At 42.5% G+C, this 18,894-nt stretch carries 18 protein-coding genes; 3 read left to right on the top strand and 15 right to left on the bottom strand.

All coding sequences use genetic code 11. From position 1 onward, the window contains the following. Positions 1 to 44: 44 nt before the first annotated feature. Entirely contained in the window at positions 45 to 1,280 is a 1,236-nt protein-coding gene (locus ACNURT_RS03125) for a cystathionine gamma-synthase family protein (protein ID WP_419700507.1), read from the bottom strand. Between the two features lie 263 nt (positions 1,281 to 1,543). Here ACNURT_RS03125 and dtd point away from each other — a divergent pair, with 263 nt between their 5' ends. The 3 genes from dtd (at position 1,544) to ACNURT_RS03110 (ending at position 3,439) form a co-directional block, all read left to right on the top strand. Beyond that, positions 1,544 to 2,002: a D-aminoacyl-tRNA deacylase gene (gene dtd / locus ACNURT_RS03120; RefSeq protein WP_419700506.1), complete on the top strand. Its 459-nt coding sequence runs from the start codon at positions 1,544 to 1,546 to the stop codon at positions 2,000 to 2,002. Positions 2,003 to 2,112: 110 nt separating this feature from the next. Then, positions 2,113 to 2,439 carry a nucleotide pyrophosphohydrolase gene (locus ACNURT_RS03115; protein WP_090472907.1) on the top strand — a complete coding sequence of 109 codons (327 nt, stop codon included), beginning with the start codon at positions 2,113 to 2,115 and terminating at the stop codon, positions 2,437 to 2,439. A 115-nt stretch (positions 2,440 to 2,554) separates the two neighbouring features. Next, positions 2,555 to 3,439: a DUF4349 domain-containing protein gene (locus ACNURT_RS03110; protein ID WP_419700505.1), complete on the top strand. Its 885-nt coding sequence runs from the start codon at positions 2,555 to 2,557 to the stop codon at positions 3,437 to 3,439. Positions 3,440 to 3,574: 135 nt separating this feature from the next. On the opposite strand, the gene ACNURT_RS03105 is transcribed toward ACNURT_RS03110, so the two are convergent. The 14 genes from ACNURT_RS03105 to ACNURT_RS03040 all read right to left on the bottom strand — a co-directional run bounded on the left by ACNURT_RS03105 (position 3,575) and on the right by ACNURT_RS03040 (position 18,831). Further along, positions 3,575 to 4,327 carry a 2-phosphosulfolactate phosphatase gene (locus tag ACNURT_RS03105; protein ID WP_419700504.1) on the bottom strand — a complete coding sequence of 251 codons (753 nt, stop codon included), beginning with the start codon at positions 4,325 to 4,327 and terminating at the stop codon, positions 3,575 to 3,577. Positions 4,328 to 4,389: 62 nt separating this feature from the next. Continuing rightward, positions 4,390 to 5,469 (bottom strand): glycine cleavage system aminomethyltransferase GcvT, encoded by a 1,080-nt coding sequence (gcvT, locus tag ACNURT_RS03100; protein ID WP_419700503.1) that lies wholly within the window; start codon positions 5,467 to 5,469, stop codon positions 4,390 to 4,392. A 112-nt stretch (positions 5,470 to 5,581) separates the two neighbouring features. Then, entirely contained in the window at positions 5,582 to 6,796 is a 1,215-nt protein-coding gene (locus ACNURT_RS03095; protein ID WP_419700502.1) for a glycosyltransferase family 4 protein, read from the bottom strand. A gap of 57 nt (positions 6,797 to 6,853) precedes the next feature. After that, positions 6,854 to 7,450, bottom strand: a complete 597-nt coding sequence (locus ACNURT_RS03090; protein WP_419700501.1) for a ribonuclease HII — start codon at positions 7,448 to 7,450, stop codon at positions 6,854 to 6,856. Positions 7,451 to 7,652: 202 nt separating this feature from the next. After that, entirely contained in the window at positions 7,653 to 8,891 is a 1,239-nt protein-coding gene (locus ACNURT_RS03085; protein ID WP_419700500.1) for a PP2C family protein-serine/threonine phosphatase, read from the bottom strand. A gap of 39 nt (positions 8,892 to 8,930) precedes the next feature. Further along, positions 8,931 to 10,130, bottom strand: a complete 1,200-nt coding sequence (locus ACNURT_RS03080) for an ABC transporter permease (protein ID WP_419700499.1) — start codon at positions 10,128 to 10,130, stop codon at positions 8,931 to 8,933. 608 nt (positions 10,131 to 10,738) lie between these two features. Further along, a complete protein-coding gene (locus ACNURT_RS03075; protein ID WP_419700498.1) occupies positions 10,739 to 11,869 on the bottom strand; it encodes a glycosyltransferase family 2 protein in 1,131 nt (376 codons plus the stop codon). Continuing rightward, positions 11,853 to 12,827, bottom strand: a complete 975-nt coding sequence (locus ACNURT_RS03070) for a lysylphosphatidylglycerol synthase domain-containing protein (protein WP_419700497.1) — start codon at positions 12,825 to 12,827, stop codon at positions 11,853 to 11,855. The genes ACNURT_RS03075 and ACNURT_RS03070 overlap by 17 nt, the downstream gene beginning before the upstream one ends. Before the next feature lie 85 nt (positions 12,828 to 12,912). After that, complete coding sequence (locus ACNURT_RS03065) at positions 12,913 to 13,758, bottom strand: dienelactone hydrolase family protein (protein WP_419700496.1); 846 nt, start codon at positions 13,756 to 13,758, stop codon at positions 12,913 to 12,915. 399 nt (positions 13,759 to 14,157) lie between these two features. After that, on the bottom strand, positions 14,158 to 14,544 hold the full coding sequence (locus tag ACNURT_RS03060) for an RNA recognition motif domain-containing protein (RefSeq protein WP_370995934.1): 387 nt from the start codon (positions 14,542 to 14,544) through the stop codon (positions 14,158 to 14,160). A 216-nt stretch (positions 14,545 to 14,760) separates the two neighbouring features. Beyond that, entirely contained in the window at positions 14,761 to 15,213 is a 453-nt protein-coding gene (locus tag ACNURT_RS03055; protein WP_419700495.1) for a 3-oxoacyl-ACP synthase, read from the bottom strand. A gap of 432 nt (positions 15,214 to 15,645) precedes the next feature. Next, entirely contained in the window at positions 15,646 to 16,275 is a 630-nt protein-coding gene (locus tag ACNURT_RS03050) for a gluconate 2-dehydrogenase subunit 3 family protein (RefSeq protein ID WP_419700494.1), read from the bottom strand. 22 nt (positions 16,276 to 16,297) lie between these two features. Then, a complete protein-coding gene (locus ACNURT_RS03045; protein ID WP_370995931.1) occupies positions 16,298 to 18,031 on the bottom strand; it encodes a GMC family oxidoreductase in 1,734 nt (577 codons plus the stop codon). Positions 18,032 to 18,159: 128 nt separating this feature from the next. Beyond that, positions 18,160 to 18,831, bottom strand: coding sequence for a 3-keto-disaccharide hydrolase (locus ACNURT_RS03040; protein ID WP_419700493.1), 672 nt, complete (start codon positions 18,829 to 18,831; stop codon positions 18,160 to 18,162). Positions 18,832 to 18,894 lie beyond the last annotated feature (63 nt).

The raw sequence follows: 18,894 nt of genomic DNA, 5'->3' as shown, positions 1-18,894 counted from the left end.
TTTGTTCCATGAATCCTTATTCTTTGCTCCTAAAGTCCTTGATCTTAGTCCAAAGCGGCTTTAAAATCAGCCATCAGATCTTCCAGGTCTTCAATGCCTATCGACAGGCGGATCATGGTTTCGGGGATTCCCATTTCGGCACGTTTATCGGCGCCCAATTCAAAAAATATAGTTTGGGCAACGGGGATAGACAACGTACGGGTATCGCCCAGGTTGCTTGATTTTATAACCAGTTTCAGCTTATTTAAAAATTCCAGGCAATCAATGCTTTCATCCAGCTCGATGCTCATCAAACCACCAAATTTCCTGAACAGTTTGCCTGCACGCTCATGTTGCGGATGACTTGCGACACCCGGGTAAAATACTTTTTTAATTTTAGGGTGAGCCTCAAAATACTGTGCCAATGCAAACGCGTTGTTACAGGCACGCTCCAAACGCAGAGCCAGTGTTTCGGCACCTACAGAAATGGTATGTGCAGCCTCGGGCGATAACGTACCACCAGAATCGCGCAATCCTTTTTTGCGGATCTGGGTAAGACCCAACGTTTCTGGTTTTACCTGTTTTTTAAAGGTCTCGAAAATATTAGGGTAGTTGCTCCAGTTAAACAAACCGGTATCGGTAACACAGCCGCCCAAAGCATCGCCATGACCGCCAATGTATTTAGTTAAGGAGTTGATTATTAAACTTGCTTTAACATCAATAGGGTTAAACAAATAAGGCGAGGTCATGGTGTTGTCAACCATATATATGATCCCCTTTTGCGCGCAAAGTTCGCCGATAGCTTCCAGGTCGGCTACCTGCGTGGCTGGGTTCGCAATGGTTTCCACAAATACCATTTTGGTGCCGGCTTTAATTTCGTTGCGCACATTTTCAACATCTGTAGCATCAACAAAAGTAATATCCAACCCCATATCAATATAGGTTTGAAATATGCTGCGGGTATTACCAAACAGAAATGAGCTGGCCACAATATGATCGCCATGTTTTATAAGGGCCATTACCGTAGCCGAAATTGCCGCCATACCGGTTGAGAAAGCAACAGATGATAATCCTTTTTCCATATTGGTTACCTTATGTTCCAAAGCGGTAACGGTAGGGTTACCCTGGCGCGAATAAGCATATCCTTTTTTCTTGTTCTGGAAAATATCAACCAGGTCCTGCACATCCTCATGCCCATAAGTTACCGAAGTATGTATGGGCTTGTGCAATGAGCCGTGCTCTGGTTTACCTAAACGGTCGTCATGTAAAATGGTAGTGGTAAAGCCTCTTTTTGTTGTCATGTTAATAATCTTAATAGACACGAATTTCACAAACAGGTTCGAATGTACACGAATTGATATTGAATTCCTGTAGTCCGGCCTTATTCGCGTTAGTTCATGCTTAATTAATAGTGGTTGCGAACTTAATGAAATAGGCACAAATTTCACAAACTGACTGATACGAATTTCACAAATGGGTTGGAATTGACACTAATTTGAATGATTTTATGTTTTATTCGTGAAATTCGAACCCATTCGTGTTAATTCGTATTTAATAATTATTTATGAGGGCAGTATTACAACGCGTTACCCAGGCCAGCTGTACAGTCGATGGCAAAATTACAGGTGAGATTAAGCTGGGTTTCCTGGTTTTATTGGGTATTGAGGAGGCCGATACAGAGGATGATTTGAATTGGCTGGCCAATAAAATTGTGGGCATGCGTGTTTTTGGCGATGAAAACGGACTGATGAATAAAGCGCTGGCCGATGTTGACGGGGAGATACTGCTTATCTCTCAATTCACCCTGTTTGCCCAAACTAAGAAGGGCAACCGACCATCGTTTATCAAGGCGGCCAGGCCCGATAAGGCGATACCGATGTATGAGCAAATGATCAAAACGCTGGAAACATTAACCGGAAAAAGGATAGCCACAGGTATTTTTGGAGCAGATATGAAGATCAGCCTGGTAAATGATGGACCGGTGACCATCATTATGGATACAAAGGATAAAGAGAACCATTAATTTCGGTGCACCGTCTTTAAATTATCAAAGAGTAATATTCTAATAGTCAGGCTCCAGGCCAGTCAATTCGTGTAATTCGACAAAATTCGTGTAATTAGTGAAAAAAATTTATGGAAATCAAAGAAGCGCAGCATCTTGTAGATAAGTGGATAAAAACCATGGGTATCCGGTATTTTAATGAGCTTACCAATACGGCCATTTTGATGGAAGAGGTAGGTGAGGTGGCCCGCATTATGGCGAGGCAGTATGGCGAGCAATCATTTAAAAAATCGGATACAGAGGTGAATCTGGCTGATGAAATGGCTGATGTGTTGTTTGTATTGATATGCCTGGCTAACCAAACCGGAATTGACCTCACGGATGCGCTGGAGAAGAATATGGAAAAGAAAAGCATCCGTGATGCCGACCGGCATAAGAATAATGAAAAGCTGAAATAAGGCAACAAAACAGAATTATATTTTGAAATAATAATTTATTTGGAATTTAATTTTGTTTTTATGTAGATTTACAAGGCCGATCAGAATTTATGGTAACACATTAATTAGCCTTGTTATGAAAGCGTATCTTATTTCGATTACCCTATTAATTACCCTGTCTGCCTGCGGACATAAAGCTGAAGAGCAAAAAGAAAAAGCACAAACCAGGTTGTTTGCTCCGCCAGTTGTAAAAGCTGATGAAGAAGCTCTTGAAAAAGCTCCTGTTATGCAGGATATCGCCCTTGCGGAGCCATCACGCAATTCTAATAACACCAGTCAGATACGTGATACCACAAAAAAGATCGTTAAAACCGGCACTATTCAGTTTGAAGCCAGCAATATTAATGCTGCCCGTAAAAAGATCCTGCAATCGCTCAAAAAATATGGGGGCTATGTGGATGAGGATAATCAAACCACCAACAGCGATATAAACCGTAAGGAGTATAATTTAAAAATAAGTATCCCGGCCGGGTATTTCGATTTCCTGGTTGATTCGGTATCGGCATCGGCTGATAAGATCGATACCAAAAACATTTCTATAACCGATGTTACTACCCGGTACATCGACATGAAAACCCGGCTGGACAATAAAAAGATCCTGGAGAACCGGTATCTGGAACTGCTCAAAAAAGGGACAAAAATCTCGGACCTGCTGGAGATTGAAAATAAACTAACCGAGATCCGCAGCGATATTGAATCGGCCCAGGGCCAGTTGAACTACCTGAATAAACAAGTTGCCTATAGTTCCTTAGATATCACTTTTTATACTAAAGCAACCGCCCAGAATGTTGATGACCGGTTTACCAATAAATTTAAAACATCAATTAATGCCGGGTGGGTGTTTATAAAAAACGTGTTCTTCGGGATAATTTCGATATGGCCACTACTGATAATTATAGGGATTGTTTACTTCATATTTAAAAACTCGGGAAAGAAAAGAGAAGCTAAAAAAGTGGAATAATTGCCTCCATTATCTCCGCGCATCATTGCGAGGCACGAAGCAATCCCCGGCAAGCAGATCCGCTCTGTATAGTATAGAGATTGCTTCGTACCTCGCAATGACGTGGTGGTTAGACTACAATAAGCAGAACCTTACCTAAACCAACCTCACCAACCGCTCTCCCTCTAACACGGGGATTGCGGTTGTAATATCAACCTGCAGGCAAAACTCAATATCTTTTTCGATACCTAATTTTTTAAGCCGCTCTCCGTGTGATGTTTTTTTGAGATAAAGGTTAATATCATCCTTACCTAATTGGAAAAGATCATTGGCGGCAATGGCTGCATCATCCAATACAAAGTCTTCGGTTTTTAGCTGTTCAATTACAGCGCCCGCAAACAAGGTGTCTTCCAGGTTAAAATTGTTTTTCCAGCCGGCACATACCAGTAATATGTTTTCGTGTTGGGTTTTTAACCAGTTGCTTAGTGCCGTAAGGTTTAAAAACGAACCGATAACAATGCGCTTGGCACTGCGTGATAAATGCAGGGCATGAGTGCCGTTGGTAGTAGTAAGCACTACCGTTTTACCGGCCACCTTTTCGGCGGTGTAAGAGAATGGCGAGTTGCCAAAATCAAAGCCGTCTACTACTTTTCCATCACGCTCTGCTGCCAGCAGGTAATCCAGCCCTTTCTCTCTATACGCGGAACACTCTTCAACCTGTGATACCGGGATAATAGCCTCAGCACCGTTTTCAATACCATAACATATAGATGATGTTGCCCTGAAAATATCAATAACCACTACAATGTACTCTGCTACATTATACAACGGCAGCAATGCTGGGGTAAGGCAAACGTATGCCTCCTTGCCCCCTGAAGGGGGTATTGGGTTATCAATATTATCAGACATAATTTTAAATAAATGATTAAGAGACCCTGTTTATAGTTCCCCCTTCAGGGGGTTAGGGGTTTCTACTTATAGAAAGGCGGCTTTACAATTTTAGCCTTTACTTTATTATCCCTGATGCTGATATATATTTCAGCGCCTTCCTTGGCAAACTCTGTATTCACATAGCCCATGCCAATGGCTTTTTGTAGGGATGGCGATTGTGTTCCGGAAGTTACTTTGCCTATGTTGTTACCCTCAGCATCAACAATAGGGTAATCATGACGTGGGATACCGCGCTCGATCATTTCAAAACCAACCAGCTTACGGCTTACGCCTGCTTGTTTTTGTTGCTGAAGGGCTTCGGAATTAGTAAATGTTTTGTTGAATTTGGTTACCCAACCCAAACCGGCTTCCAGTGGGGAAGTGGCATCATCAATATCATTGCCGTATAAGCAAAAACCCATTTCCAGGCGTAAGGTATCACGCGCGCCTAAACCAATTGGTTTAATACCAAATGGTTCGCCGGCTTTAAAAATAGCTTCCCAGATCTGATCGGCATATTGGTTATCAAAATAGATCTCAAAACCACCGGCTCCAGTATAGCCTGTTGCGGAGATGATCACATTATCAACACCGGCAAATTTCCCTCTGTTAAAAGTGTAATACTCCATCGATACCAGGTCAACATCGGTAAGGCTTTGCAATGCTTCGGCTGCTTTGGGGCCCTGGATAGCCAGCAGTGAGGTGCGATCTGATATATTTTTCATCTCCACACCTATGGTGTTATATTTGGAAATCCAGTCCCAATCTTTTTCAATGTTGGAAGCATTAACCACCAGCATATAGGTTTTTTCATCTAAACGATAAACCAGCAAATCATCCACAATACCACCATCCGCATTAGGCAGGCAGGAGTATTGTACCTTGCCGTCATATAGTTTGGAAGCATCGTTGCTGGTAACCTGTTGTATAAGGTCAAGGGCATGGTCGCCTTTTAAAATAAATTCGCCCATGTGGCTTACGTCAAATACACCTACCGCTTTACGTACAGTTTCGTGTTCGGCGTTTATCCCGGCATATTGCACAGGCATGTTATAACCAGCAAAGGGCACCATTTTGGCACCTGCTTTAATGTGTGTATCTGTTAAGGCAGTGTTCTTCATCGTTAACGTTTATGGCGCAAAAGTAATTATTCTGACGGGAATTTTGCGGACCCGATAAAGGTTGATTTTTGAGACCGGATAGCAACCGGCTCATTGCATCTTGTAAGGGCGCTTAACCCTGATAAAAAGGAGTGAGCTTTTCGTAAAACTGTGCCAGGTCATAGGCCACGGTATTTACATCATGTTGTTGTTCAACCAGCTTCCGGGCGTTTATGCCTATAGTACGGCAATACTCTTCATCGGTAATACAACGCTCAATGGCATCATAAAACTCATCCTGGTCATTAGCTATAATAATGTTGGTACCATTCTCGAAATTTATGCCTTCGGCTCCGAGCGATGTGGAAATGATACATTTTTGCATGGCCATACCCTCCACGATTTTTACCCGCATACCCCCGCCCGATAAAAGCGGCACTATCATAATAGCTTTGCTATTCACAAATTCAAAAGCATCATCCACTTCGCCCTGGATAAATATTTTACCCATTACCTCGTAATCATCAAAGCGCTCCGGAATATTGTGGCCGGCAACATAAAATTTTACACGCAGATCGCCATCGGTCAAGTCTTTATGAAAATGGTCAATAAACCATTCGATACCTTCGCGGTTTGGCAGCCAATCCAGCGACCCCAGGAAAAACAAGCTTGGAAATTCTGTTTTTTCAAAATCCGGCCGGTATTGGGTAAGATCGATCCCTACGGGGAATATTTCAACCGGGATAGTGGTTCCGTATGACAGGATGGTGTTTTTATCTTCGGTTGTAAAAACGGCAATGGCATCAACCTTATTGAGTTGCTGCAGCTCATAATCTTTTACCCGCCGGGCCAGCATGCGCAGGTACCATTTTTTAAACAGATCGCTTTTTTGCTGCGCAAGCCGCTGCCATACCTGATGCTCAATATTATGCGAGCGATAAATCAATTTGGCTTTGGAGTGTTTACGTATAGCCCCTAAATAAGGCGTTACAAACAAACCCTCAAACTGAATAACATCATAAGCTGTTTGACGGAGCTCGCGGATCAATAATTTTTCAAACTCAGCATCATAGTACCGGTCAATATCATTTGACTTTTTACTGATGAGGTTTATCAGCCCATCAAGCACAGATACGCTGATATCGATATTGTAAGTGGTATAATTTATTTTAGTCAGCAGCTCATCAGTAACCTCTTGTAGGTTACCGTTATATTTTTTTGCATTCAACGCTACCAATGATACCTTATGTCCAAGCGCAACAAGGCCTTTTATGGTGTTACACACCACAATGGCATAGCCTCCGTTTTGCGGAAACGGCACTCGGTGAGTTAAAATAAGAATTTTCAATTGGATACCTGGTTTAGTGCAAAAATACCAACCAAAACGCCTTAATCAAAGGCATCGTTAAAAAATACTTAATTGCGGGTCGGTAACACGGAATGTACGGCGGTGATATGGGGTATACCCTATCTTCATTACGGTTTCGCGATGCTTGATAGTAGGATAGCCTTTATTGCTATGCCAATCATACTCAGGATGCTCGGTGGCTATCTGCAGCATATAGTCGTCGCGGTAGGTTTTGGCCAGTATGGAAGCCGCGGCTATGCTGAAAAATTTACCATCGCCCTGTATAATACATTCATGCGGGATATTAGGATATTTTTTGAACCGGTTGCCGTCGATAATTAGAAACTGAGGGACTAAATGCAATTTTTCGATAGCCCGGTGCATCGCCAGGAAGGAGGCATTTAAAATATTGATCTGGTCGATCTCCAGGTTATCAACCGATGCCACGGCATAAGCAATAGCACATTGCTCTATCTCGGTACGTAACTGATATCTTACCTCTTCGGATAGTTGTTTGGAGTCGTTCAGCAAGTTATGGTCAAAATCTGGTGGAAGTATTACCGCGGCGGCAAATACAGGCCCCGCCAGGCAGCCACGTCCGGCTTCATCACATCCCGCCTCAATCAAATCATACTGGTACCTGGCTGATAACATATGGGCAAATATAGGTGTTTGGGACTTTGGGAGCAAGGACTTTGGGAGTAAGGATTTTGGAACAAAGACTTTTGGAGCAAGGAACAAAGATATATAGATTCAGAAACAGGGATAGCTTAGAGATCGTCTTTACACTCAAAGTCCTTGCTCCTCTCGTCCTTGTTCTTTGCTCCAAGGATCCTTACTCCAAAAATCACTTCATCTAAAAAATCCTTAAAGTAAGCAGGGTAATATCATCAATGGATTTGCTTTTAACTACATGGTTCAAATGCTCCAGGAGGGTATCGTTAAAATTATCGGGTGAAAGGTGACCATTAGCTTTTACAAAATCAAGCAACTTATCTTCGTTCCAGATCTTGGTGTTGGTAGTTTCAAAATCCATCAGTCCATCGGTATAGTTAAATATCAGGCTACCCGGCTCCATATCTATTTCGCCCTCATTTAAAAACGGCAGCTCTTCAAAAACCCCGATCATGGTTGTGCCTAATTTTAAATGTACGGCTTCTCCGTCTGAGTATAGGATGCTGGGATTATGACCAGCATTAATATAGTTGAGCTTGCGTTTCTTTTCATTGTACCGGGCCAGGAACAAGGTTATAAACCGTTCGCCCTTGGTGTTGCTCAGTACTATTTTATTCAGACGGTCAATAATATTGGTCAGGTCTTCCTCTACCGCAGCCCAGGCATGTAGACTGGCCTGAAAGTTGGCCATGAGCAAAGCGGCTGAAATACCCTTGCCAGACACATCGGCAATACACCATAAAAATTCGTTTTCGTTCAGCCTGATAAAGTCAAAATAATCGCCCCCTATATTCTGATGCGGCAGATATTTAGCGCCAATTTCTACACTGTCATCCTTATGCATCCGCAGCGGGATCAGCATATTCTGTACCTCAACAGCCAGCTCCATTTCGCGCTGAAAACGCTCTGATTGCAAACGTTCACGAAACAACTTCTTATTCTCCAGCGCCACAATGATCACATTCATGAGCGTTTGAATAAAGTTCAGGTCGTTGTTAAGCATCTCGCCAGAGGTATTAAAATCACCAATGAGCGCGTAGGCTAAGACTTTGCTTTTGTGATGTATGGGGATAAAGTAATTATATTTTTGGAGAAGGGGATCGTGATGACCCGTTATAGCAACGGGCGATTTGATCTTGCTTAATTTATTACAGGCGCGGCTCAACAGAATGGCCGACTCGATCTCACCGCCATATTTGGAAATACAGACAAACTTATTTTCCTTCTCAATAAAAAAGCGAAGCTTACCAACCTGCAGATAACTCTGCAAGATCACTTCGAGCATTTGTATGAGTATAGGAGTAGCGGTGTTTTTATTAATGGCCCGGGTAATCTCTAACAGGGAGTTTAACTCCGACTGTCTTTTGAGCAACAAGCTGATTAATTCATCTTCACCAGAATTATCTTCTATGTATTGCATCTGTTGTTAGTAGTCACTGACTAAAGTAAAAAAATATTTTCAAATGCGTGTACTTTGTGATTTTATATCGAAGGCATCGCGCAAACCAACGGTAACGAGGTTAAAAGCATACACCAATAACATAATGGCCAAACCCGGAATGATGGCAAGGTACGCCGAGTTCATGACAATATAGCCATAATGTTCTTTTATCATTCCGCCCCAGGTGGGCATGGGTGGCTGCGCGCCAAAACCTAAAAAACTAAGTCCGGCTTCGAGCAGGATAGCTGAGGCAAAATTAGATGACGCCAGCACCAGGATAGGTCCGGTTATATTAGGTAAGATATGCCGGGTAATGATACGGGTATTGTTAAACCCCAATGCCCTGGCTGCTTCAATATACTCTACCTGTTTAAGGCTCATCACCTGGCCGCGAACCAGGCGGGCAACTTCAACCCACATGGATAAGCCTACCGCTATAAATATCTGCCACAGTCCCTTACCTAAAGCAAAAGATATGGCAATAACCAGCAATAGGGCGGGTAATGACCATAGTATATTCATCAACCAACTCAGGCAAGCATCTATCCAACCACCAAAATAACCTGCAATAGCCCCTATGGTTACCCCAAGCAGCATACTGATTAGTACCGACATTAAACCTACGGCCAGCGATATACGGGTACCCAGCAACATCCGGCTCAGCATATCCCGCCCGTAAATATCGGTGCCCAGCCAAAAGGTGCGAGAAACGATCTGGTCGGCCACTATCTTATCTGTAAAACGTTTATATATCTCTTTGCTCCTGTTGATCGAAATGCCAGGATTTAATAATACCGAACCATAATGATACCGGGGTTTAATACCGTTCACCACTTCAAAAATATTATACGCTTTTCTTTCGGGTTTGTCCTCATCGCCTATGTATTCATTTACAACGATAGAGTCCTGAACGAAATGATACCAGGTTATGGGAACATCCCGGTAAAACGATGGCTGGCCAAAAAGCATCCGGCTAAAGAAACCAACAGTATCAACCGGCTCACTTTTACGTATCTGCAACATCATGAAAGAAGACCCTGGTTTCTTGATACTGAGCTGTATGGTCATATTATTGGCATGCGGACTTTGATCGGGCATGATCAAATAACCCAGTATGGCCACTAATAAGGTCAATATAATAAAAACAAGCCCGGCAAGGGCAATCTTATTGCGTTTAAACGCCTGCCAGGTACGTTTTGATGGAGTAAGTTCTGCCAATAGTAATTTTGCTTTCGGCTAAATATCACTTAAAAAAAGACAATTAACAAACGGGTAAGTCAATCTTTACAATGGCTTGTTTTTTGGCCGTGCTTATGTTCTCTCTCCTTTGGTTACCGTGCGTAAACAAGTTGCTATGCTCCGTTAGGAGCTACCTGTTTGTAGCAGATCAAATCAAAAAACAAGATTGCTCCGTAGGTGCAACCTCTAATTAACAGATAATCGCATTTGTCATTATGGGGTAGCCTCGTAGAGCAATGTCATTATTTAAGGATACTCCGTAGGAGTAAAAGCTTTGTAGAAAACAAACAACAATCATTTAGCATGCCGTAGGTATGCAACCTGAGTGCAGTACCTACGGCACTGAATTGGAATTGCCTTTTTTCTACAAAGCTTTAACCCCGATGGGGTTTGCAAAATTCTTTAATTTAATGACATTGCTCGTAGAGGCAAAGAGGTATAAATTTTAAGTGATACGAACAGGTAGTTCCTAACGGAGCATATTATCCTGTTGGTTATTTTCGAGATGTGTCCACACAATAGCTCCTTTGGAGAGGATTATTACATGAGGGCTGTACCGGTTAGGCGAGGCTTTTTACGTTGCCTTATTATTTCACAACTCTATCTTTCCACAAGTATTTGCGATTGTTGCCCATCAGCCCAATTACCACAAAATATACAATGTGCAATGGGATCAGTAAAATAAGCAGACTTACCAGATAGGTACGCTTAAAAAATGTAGTTATAGGGAGCAGATAAAGGATCTCGAACAGGTATTTTAGTAAAAATTGAACCAGGAAAAGCTTTAAAAAGTACAGGTCATAAAAACCCAATGCGGCGTTAACCAGCAAGGAAACATTAAACAGCCAAATACATAAGCCAAAGACCACCACTTTTTTATCCTTGTACTTGGTTGATTTGGATGCCCAGCGCCGTCTTTGCTGCATAAACTCCTGCAGAGTATGTTTGGCGTGGGTATACACCACAGCTTCGGTTCGTTTTAAAAATCCGATCCTGCCGGGATAGCGTTCAGCAACTTTTTGCAATAACAGTTCATCATCACCCGAAGCCAGGTCGTCAATACCGGCAAAGCCGCCAACTTCATAAAATACATCTTTACGATAGGCAAAATTTGCCCCGTTACAAGTTGATGCACGGCCATTGCCAATAAATGCGGCGCCAATTCCTATCAGGTAGCCAAACTCCAGGGTTTGCATCAATTCAAATAACGAACGCTCCTCAAAATAAGTTACCGGCGATGATACCATGACCAGGTTATTGGTTTCGTAATAACCCACTATAGATGATAGCCAGGCCTGCCCCATACGGCAATCCGCGTCGGTGGCCACCATGAGTTCGCCAGTAGATAATTTGATGGCTTCGGCAATGGCTTTTTTCTTATAAGAATTGAGCGCGCGTTCTTCCTGCAATTGCAACAATTTAACTCCACGGTCGGCATAACTGCTGATAATGGCCGCGGTATTATCAGTAGAATGATCGTCAACAATGATCACCTCAAACAGGTGTTTAGGATAATCCTGTGCTAAAACATCATCAATGGTTAAACTGATCCGCTCTTCCTCGTTCCGGGCCGCTATCAATATGGTAACTTTGGTTTGAAAGGGTGTGTTCTTCGCTGGAGTAACCTTTACCCTGCTCCACCCACGTATCAAATAAATTAATAATAGCAGGTAAATACCTGTTAAAAACAGCGAAACGAAACTATGCAGTGCGATCAAAGAATTTGAGTTTAAAAACGAATAAAGACCCTAAAATGGCCGGAATAATTAAATTGATAAGCCATATAGACGATACGCCTGCAATTATAGCTATTTTTTGATCGGTTACATAGGCAAACAAGTGCGAGGCGGTAAAGCTGCGTACACCCACATCGAGCAGATCAAGCGAGGGAACAGCCGAGGTTACAAAGAAATAAACAAACAGCATCATCACCATCGGGAAAAACGCAAATTGCGGAATAAGCAGGTGAAACACAATACAGTACTGGATGGTAAATGTAACATAACGGGCCATACTAAAGCCCAGAATACGCACCAATTCATTGGTTCTATACCGCCCCATGATCTCAAAAAACTTGTTATATTTTCTGAGGAAAGCTATCCGGTTAAGTAAATTAATGATGCCTTTGATGTGAAAAAAGCAGATGAGCAATATGGCAAGGGTTAACGCTGATATCAGGATGATGGCCACAAATAACCAGGTACTTACCGGGATGTAATTATAAAAAAGCCACACTATGGCTATCAAACCTAAAAGATTGGTCATAATAATTTGCCCAAAAGCGCCAACTGCCATGGCAAAAACACCATGTATCCGTTTACGGTTGGGCAAAAACATAACCCGGCCGCCATATTCACCAACCCGGTTCGGTGTGGAAATAGCCCATGTAAGTCCGCAAAAGACAGCCTCTATTGATTCCCATATAGAAATATTGACCAATCTTTTGGCCAGGTATTGCCATTTAAACGCCTCCAGCACCCAGTTAACTACCATGAGTAAAACCACTATGCCCATAACTACTAACACATGGGTACTGTTTATTTGAGCGGTTAAAGTCTGAAACTGTTTGAGATCGTTATTCTTTTTATAAAACTGGTGATATATATACCAGCCGGCCATGACCAACACAGCCGCTTTAAGCGAAATGGAAATTATTTTTTTTGTAGAAGTAGTCAAAGGTAAATTTTATGCAATGTTACAAAAAAACCGGGCAAGCTTTTCGCTTGCCCGGTATAACATCACATTATAGTATATGTTTTGTTTATTTTAATCGCGTTTTTAAAAAAGCTATGGTATTGGCATAGGCATCTTTGGTTGCATTACTGTCGTAAATAGGATTGCTGGGATTTGCAAAACCATGATCGGCATCATATTGATGCAGGTATAGCTTTTTACCGGCCTTTTTCATGTCGGCATCAAATTTAGCAACCACCTTAGGGTTTATCCATTGATCTTTGTTGGCAAAATTACCTAATACATCAGCATTTAATGTTTTTAACCGGTTAACATCCTGCTCCGGCATTCCGTAGTACATTACGCAACCGGCAGCTTTTTTACCAGCCAGCAAACTGGTTTGCAGGCTCCAGCCACCACCAAAACACCAGCCAACGGTAGCAATATGTGCCTTAGGACCCGTATAAGCGATGGCTCCATTGATGATAGCCTTCGCGCGGTCTTCGTTTACAGCCTGCATAAATTTACCCGCTTCTTCTTTTGTGGTGGCCACTTTACCATCGTAAAGGTCAAGGTCGATCACGTTGACATTGCCCAGGTCGTTGTAGATCTTTTCAGATTCTTTCTTTACAAAATCATTCAATCCCCACCATTCGTGTATTACCAGGACATAGTTATTGGAGGCCTTTTTGGCTTTCAGCAAATACGCGGTTGATTCTTTACCATCAGCGGTTTTATAGGTGATAGCTGTACCAATGGTACTTTGAAAATGAATGGGCAACGGATTTTTGTGGGCAGCTCTGAATTTCTCGCTGGATGCCAGCATGGCAAACTGCCTGGTTGCCGAAGGTTTGCTGCAGCAAACTACCCTGCGCTGTGCAAAGGCAACAACGCCCAAGCAAATAAACAGGGTTAAAAAAGTTAATCTTTTCATAGACGGTTTTTAGTGTTAATAGTATAAGTGATACAATAACAATACGTGACTAAACGGTTTTGGTTGTGTGTTTGTGTAAATAAATTTACAACGTTAACCGGTTTAATTAGTTCGTGCCCGGTATTTATTTTGCACCTCACAAAACCATTCAGTATACAGCCAAAAAATAAGGAGGGAGGGGATGTTTAAAAAAAGCTGTTTTGCCAGAGTAGCAAGCAAACAGATCCTTTTCAGGAATATAAGTAACTGGAGCAAAACCTAAACTACCAATTGTATATAGGAATATACTGCCGGTATGTTAACCAGCGACAAAAATGATCAAAAATAAGCCAGGGACAGTATTTTTTTAAAACAAAACACCGGGTAATGTAGCCCCGGTGTTTTGTTTTAACTTATAATTTACCAACGACCGCCACCGCCGCCGCCTCTGTTACTATCTTTTGAGTAGCCGCCGCCACCACCACGGTTTCCACCGCCGTAGCCGCCACCGCCGCCACGGTTTCCACCGTAACCGCCGCCACCACCGCCTCTGCGGTCGGTTGCTTTTTTCTCTTCGGCCTGGCTTACTGCTATTGAACGACCTCTAACTTCAGAGCCATTTAAGCCGGTAATAGCTAATTGGGCAGCCTCGTCATCAGGCATTTCAACAAATCCAAAACCCTTGCTTCTTCCGGATTCCCTGTCAATAATTATTTTTACAGTGCTTACTTCACCGTACGCTTCAAAAAGCTCTTTTAAATCGGCTTCCTCTAATTGAAAAGGAAGACTTCCTGCAAATATGTTCATCAATTTTTAATTTATAATAGCAAGGTTCTTTTTTACTTGCCTCGTTTTGTTAACATCAAATATAGTAATAGATATTTGATGATTACTGCAAGAATTTGTGAATGAACGTTTTTATTTTTTTTTAATAATTAAAATATCATTTAACTAAAACAAAATAACACCCATTTGCGTTAAAGGGTTCCCTTAAAAACACTCGTGCAATTTGGGCCCAATCGTCTAATTTACAGACTCAATGATGTAAAGTTTGCCATTGAGATTGAAACTATCTCCCGTTGTTTTACCCATGAGCAGAGTACCAATAGGGGAGGCAGGGGACACTGCAAAGTAGCTTTTACTTTCAACAGAGAGGCTTCCGGCGCTTATAGCCAGGTAAAAATTACCATTATTGGTTGTGATCACACTGCCGGTTTCGGCTTTAGTGCTTATGCCATTAGTATTGATACGGTTAAGGGCCACCATGAGTTTATTGGCCTCATTCAGCTGGGTTAAATTACGGTTGGTTTCCTGCTGCATCATGGCCCTGCCGGTTTCATATTTATCCCCGGCACTGCTTTTGGTATCTTCGTTTGATGCTTTTTGTGCTTCTTTGATCCCCAGCTCGGCAGCATCCATGCTTTTGCGTACATAATTTACGCAGGCCTCATGCAATTTCTTTTTCAGATCGCTCATGTATATGATTAAATTTCAACAGTAAGGAAATAATGAAAAGCTATCATACGGTGACATTATATTTATTTCCCAAAAAGCAAATAAAGCAATTTATTATCAGGAGGAAAGAGACAAAATCCGGTATAAAATAAAATAAAAGCCCCCTTGCACTCGCTGCTTGGGGGCTTTAAACCTAAACCTTATCACTATTTGCAGGTGTGAACCTACAAAGTAGATAAACGTATCAAATTGCCAAAATGGTATATTAACCTGCCACTAATTGACAAAATAATGATAATTAAACCACCAAATCCATATTAACAACCTAATTATCAGATATTTGTAAATTTTCCTAAAGGTGAAAAAATTTACCCCTGATTTGAATTTTATACAAAAAAACGCCGGGCGACAAATCACCCGGCGTTTTAATACTATTTGTTGGCAAACGCCATATTATACATTCTCCATACCGTAATGTTTCAGTATATCGGTTGGTACGCCTGTCCATTTACCTGGGGCATTACCTGCATAGCCAATATCTTTAACACCCATTTCGCTGGTAAAAAAGCCTGATGCGGTTAAATCGCGCATGCGGTTAAAAAATGCTACGCCCTGAGCCATTTCAGGCTTTGCTTTTGCGGGATAGGCAATATCATCAATCACCTCTATTTGCTGTGCATGGCTGCTATCGGTAAATGTTTTGCCAAAGCGGTTGAGACATTGCAGATCGAGCCAACGCAAACCACCACGCAAAGGCGTTTGGTGGTAAGGCATATCTTTTACAATAAACTCAATAAAGTCAGGCACTTTGGCATCTGTCGCGCTGCCCGATTTCTCGTCCTTGGGAATAATAATATCTACCAATACGGTTATGGTAGCCATTTCTGCCGGTGTAAAGAATTTATCGGCATTCAGCTTTTTATCGCGTTCAACCTCAAATGGCTGGCGACCGGCTTCAGGTGCTGCTGGCGCGGATGCTGCCTCTTCACCTGTTTTTTTAGTATCGGTTTTACAGGCTTCCAGTAATAATCCTGCTGAGAGTGTACCAAAGCCTATAGCTTTTAGGGAGTCACGTCTGTTCATAACTAATTTTTATTGGGGCTTGTTAAACGTTTAATTTTTTTCTTTCCTGTAAAATATACTCGGCGGTACGCATAGACAGGGCCAGGATAGTCCAGGTGGCATTTTTATCACCTTGCTGAACAAACGGAGCCGCATCAACCACAAACAGGTTTTTGCAATCATGCGCCTGGCACCATTTGTTTAAAGCCGATTTTTTAGGATCATCGCCCATACGTATGGTTCCTACTTCGTGGATGATCTTACCCGGGGCCTCTAAGCCGTAATTGGTATCGGCACCCTGAGGAGGCCCATAAATGGCGCCCATATTATGCATGATCTCCTGGAAGGTTTCCTGCATGTGTTTGGCTTGCTTAATCTCGTCATCGGCCCATTTATAATGAAAACGCAGTACCGGGATACCGTACTTATCTACCACATTGGGGTCAATTTCGCAATAGTTATCATAGCGGGCAATGGCTGTACCACGACCGGCCATACCAAATTGTGTACCATAAAAACGACGGTAGTCATCTTTTAATGAAGCGCCATAACCACCGGCTTCTTTCTTTTTGCCATTACGATCGGGCACCGCGCCATTCATATTATGGATGCCGCCGCCAAAACCGTATGATGGCATGTGTAAGCCACCACCATATTCAATGTGGTAGCCGCGAGGAAAATCCAGTTTTTTATTATCCAGCCACCATGGCGAGTAAATGTGCACACTGCCCACACCATCTTCGTTGTAGCGTTTGCGATCCATCAGTTGCGGCAGGAAACCACCCGCACTTGATCCGGTTGAATCATGCAGGTAACGACCAACTACACCACTGCTATTGGCCAAACCGCCCGGATGCGCCGCTGATTTGGAATTCAGCAGGATACGTGCCGATTCACCGGCGCTGGCACCAAGTACTACCGCTTTAGCATTTACCTGGTATTCCTGCATATCTTCTTTACTGATGTATGACACACCCGTAGCCAGGCCTTCTTTATTGGTCAACACCTCACGCACCATGGCATTGGTAATCACCTTTAGATTGCCGGTTTTTACAGCAGGGATAACTAAACATGATGATGCCGAAAAATCGCCGTAAACCTTACAGCTCCGACCGCACTGTCCGCAGAAGAAGCATGCGCCACGATCTTTATTACCTGGCAGTGCCTCGGTTAAAACCGAACCACGACCAGCAATTGTAGTGACGCCCGCTTTTATAGCTCCTTGTTTAATATACAATTCATTTAACCTGGGTTTTGGTGGCGGAAGGAAGATACCATCAGGCTCGTTTTCCAAACCTTCTTTGGTACCGTAAACACCTATCATGCGGTCAACCTTGTCATAATATGGCTTAACTTCATCATAGGTTATCGGCCAATCATCGGTAAGGCCATCCTTGGCTTTAAAATCATGCGGCCCCATACGCAGCGAGATACGGCCCCAGTGATTGGTACGGCCGCCCAGCATCCGCGAGCGGAACCAGAAAAATTCTGTTTTGTCTTTGGTGGTATAGGGTTCGCCTTCCAGTTCCCAACCGCCATAAGCAGCATCAAAATCACCAAAAGGACGGGTTGTACCCGCGCCTCGACGAGGTGATTCCCATGGCCATTTTAATTGTTGTGAGTCTTTGGCTGGGTCAAAATAGGCTCCGGCCTCCAACATTAACACTTTTACACCGGCATTGGCTAACACATAACCAGCCATACCGCCACCAGCTCCCGAACCCACAATAACTACATCGTAAGTTTCTGCTGATTTCTTGATTTGTAGATCGCTCATATAATATCAGGTGTATCCTCTGTTAAGAGAAGAAAAGATGCACGCGCAGGCATACATCTGCATTCATTTGGTTTTTATGGTATAAATATATTGAACGCAAAGCGTTACAACATAATCATTTTTAAATATTATAACTGTTTGATGTAAATATTGCGAAATGCAACGTCATGGCCATGATCCTGAAGCGCAATATGGCCTTTTGGATATTTGGCAAAATCGGTCCAGTTTTTGAATTTACTGTTTGCCAGCAATCCTTTCCACTCGTCGCTGCCAATCTCTGTTTCTATTATTTTAGTTCCATTTAACCAAAAAGTAAGATGACCATTTTTTTTACGCAATACAACAGAGTTCCATTCGCCGGCCGGCTTGGCAACATCTGCTGATGGGGCTTTCATATCGTATAATGAGCCCGCAAGGTGGTTTGCCTTTTTGTTGTCACTTGCTTTGGCATTATCCAATACCTGCATTTCGATGCCGGTAAGATAAGTTTCGTTGAATTTAGGATCTTCGTGCACACCGAAAATAATTCCGCTGTTGCCTGTTTCAGAGATCTTCCAATCCAGTTTCAGCTCGTAATTTTCGTATTCACCATCGGTAACCAAATCACCCTGGCCTTCGGCTTTAGGGTCAAGCTGCAATGCACCATCAACAACTTTCCATGCACCAGAACCGGTTTTTAAGTAGGTATGCCAACCGGTGGTTGTTTTACCATCAAATAGTGGTTTAAAGCCTTTGGTTTGGGCCGATACCGCAAAATGAAGCACAGGGATAGCCATGAGGCTCAAAAGGGTCTTTTTCATTATAATTGTTTTAGATTTAATTAAGATATACCATTAGGTTGGGCTAAATATATCTGCTTTTTT

Origin of the sequence: Mucilaginibacter sp. NFX135, from assembly GCF_048565145.1 — a bacterium.
GTDB lineage: Bacteria > Bacteroidota > Bacteroidia > Sphingobacteriales > Sphingobacteriaceae > Mucilaginibacter.
The sequence above is the reverse complement of the archived record's forward strand: the minus strand, read 5'-3'. Positions and strand labels throughout refer to the sequence as shown.

Coding starts and splice junctions, on each gene's coding strand:
- ACNURT_RS03125 (WP_419700507.1), bottom strand. CDS start 1,280: ATGACAACAAAAAGAGGCTTTACCACTACCATTTTACATGACGACCGT.
- dtd (WP_419700506.1), top strand. CDS start 1,544: ATGAGGGCAGTATTACAACGCGTTACCCAGGCCAGCTGTACAGTCGAT.
- ACNURT_RS03115 (WP_090472907.1), top strand. CDS start 2,113: ATGGAAATCAAAGAAGCGCAGCATCTTGTAGATAAGTGGATAAAAACC.
- ACNURT_RS03110 (WP_419700505.1), top strand. CDS start 2,555: ATGAAAGCGTATCTTATTTCGATTACCCTATTAATTACCCTGTCTGCC.
- ACNURT_RS03105 (WP_419700504.1), bottom strand. CDS start 4,327: ATGTCTGATAATATTGATAACCCAATACCCCCTTCAGGGGGCAAGGAG.
- gcvT (WP_419700503.1), bottom strand. CDS start 5,469: ATGAAGAACACTGCCTTAACAGATACACACATTAAAGCAGGTGCCAAA.
- ACNURT_RS03090 (WP_419700501.1), bottom strand. CDS start 7,450: ATGTTATCAGCCAGGTACCAGTATGATTTGATTGAGGCGGGATGTGAT.
- ACNURT_RS03085 (WP_419700500.1), bottom strand. CDS start 8,891: ATGCAATACATAGAAGATAATTCTGGTGAAGATGAATTAATCAGCTTG.
- ACNURT_RS03065 (WP_419700496.1), bottom strand. CDS start 13,758: ATGAAAAGATTAACTTTTTTAACCCTGTTTATTTGCTTGGGCGTTGTT.
- ACNURT_RS03060 (WP_370995934.1), bottom strand. CDS start 14,544: ATGAACATATTTGCAGGAAGTCTTCCTTTTCAATTAGAGGAAGCCGAT.
- ACNURT_RS03055 (WP_419700495.1), bottom strand. CDS start 15,213: ATGAGCGATCTGAAAAAGAAATTGCATGAGGCCTGCGTAAATTATGTA.
- ACNURT_RS03050 (WP_419700494.1), bottom strand. CDS start 16,275: ATGAACAGACGTGACTCCCTAAAAGCTATAGGCTTTGGTACACTCTCA.
- ACNURT_RS03045 (WP_370995931.1), bottom strand. CDS start 18,031: ATGAGCGATCTACAAATCAAGAAATCAGCAGAAACTTACGATGTAGTT.
- ACNURT_RS03040 (WP_419700493.1), bottom strand. CDS start 18,831: ATGAAAAAGACCCTTTTGAGCCTCATGGCTATCCCTGTGCTTCATTTT.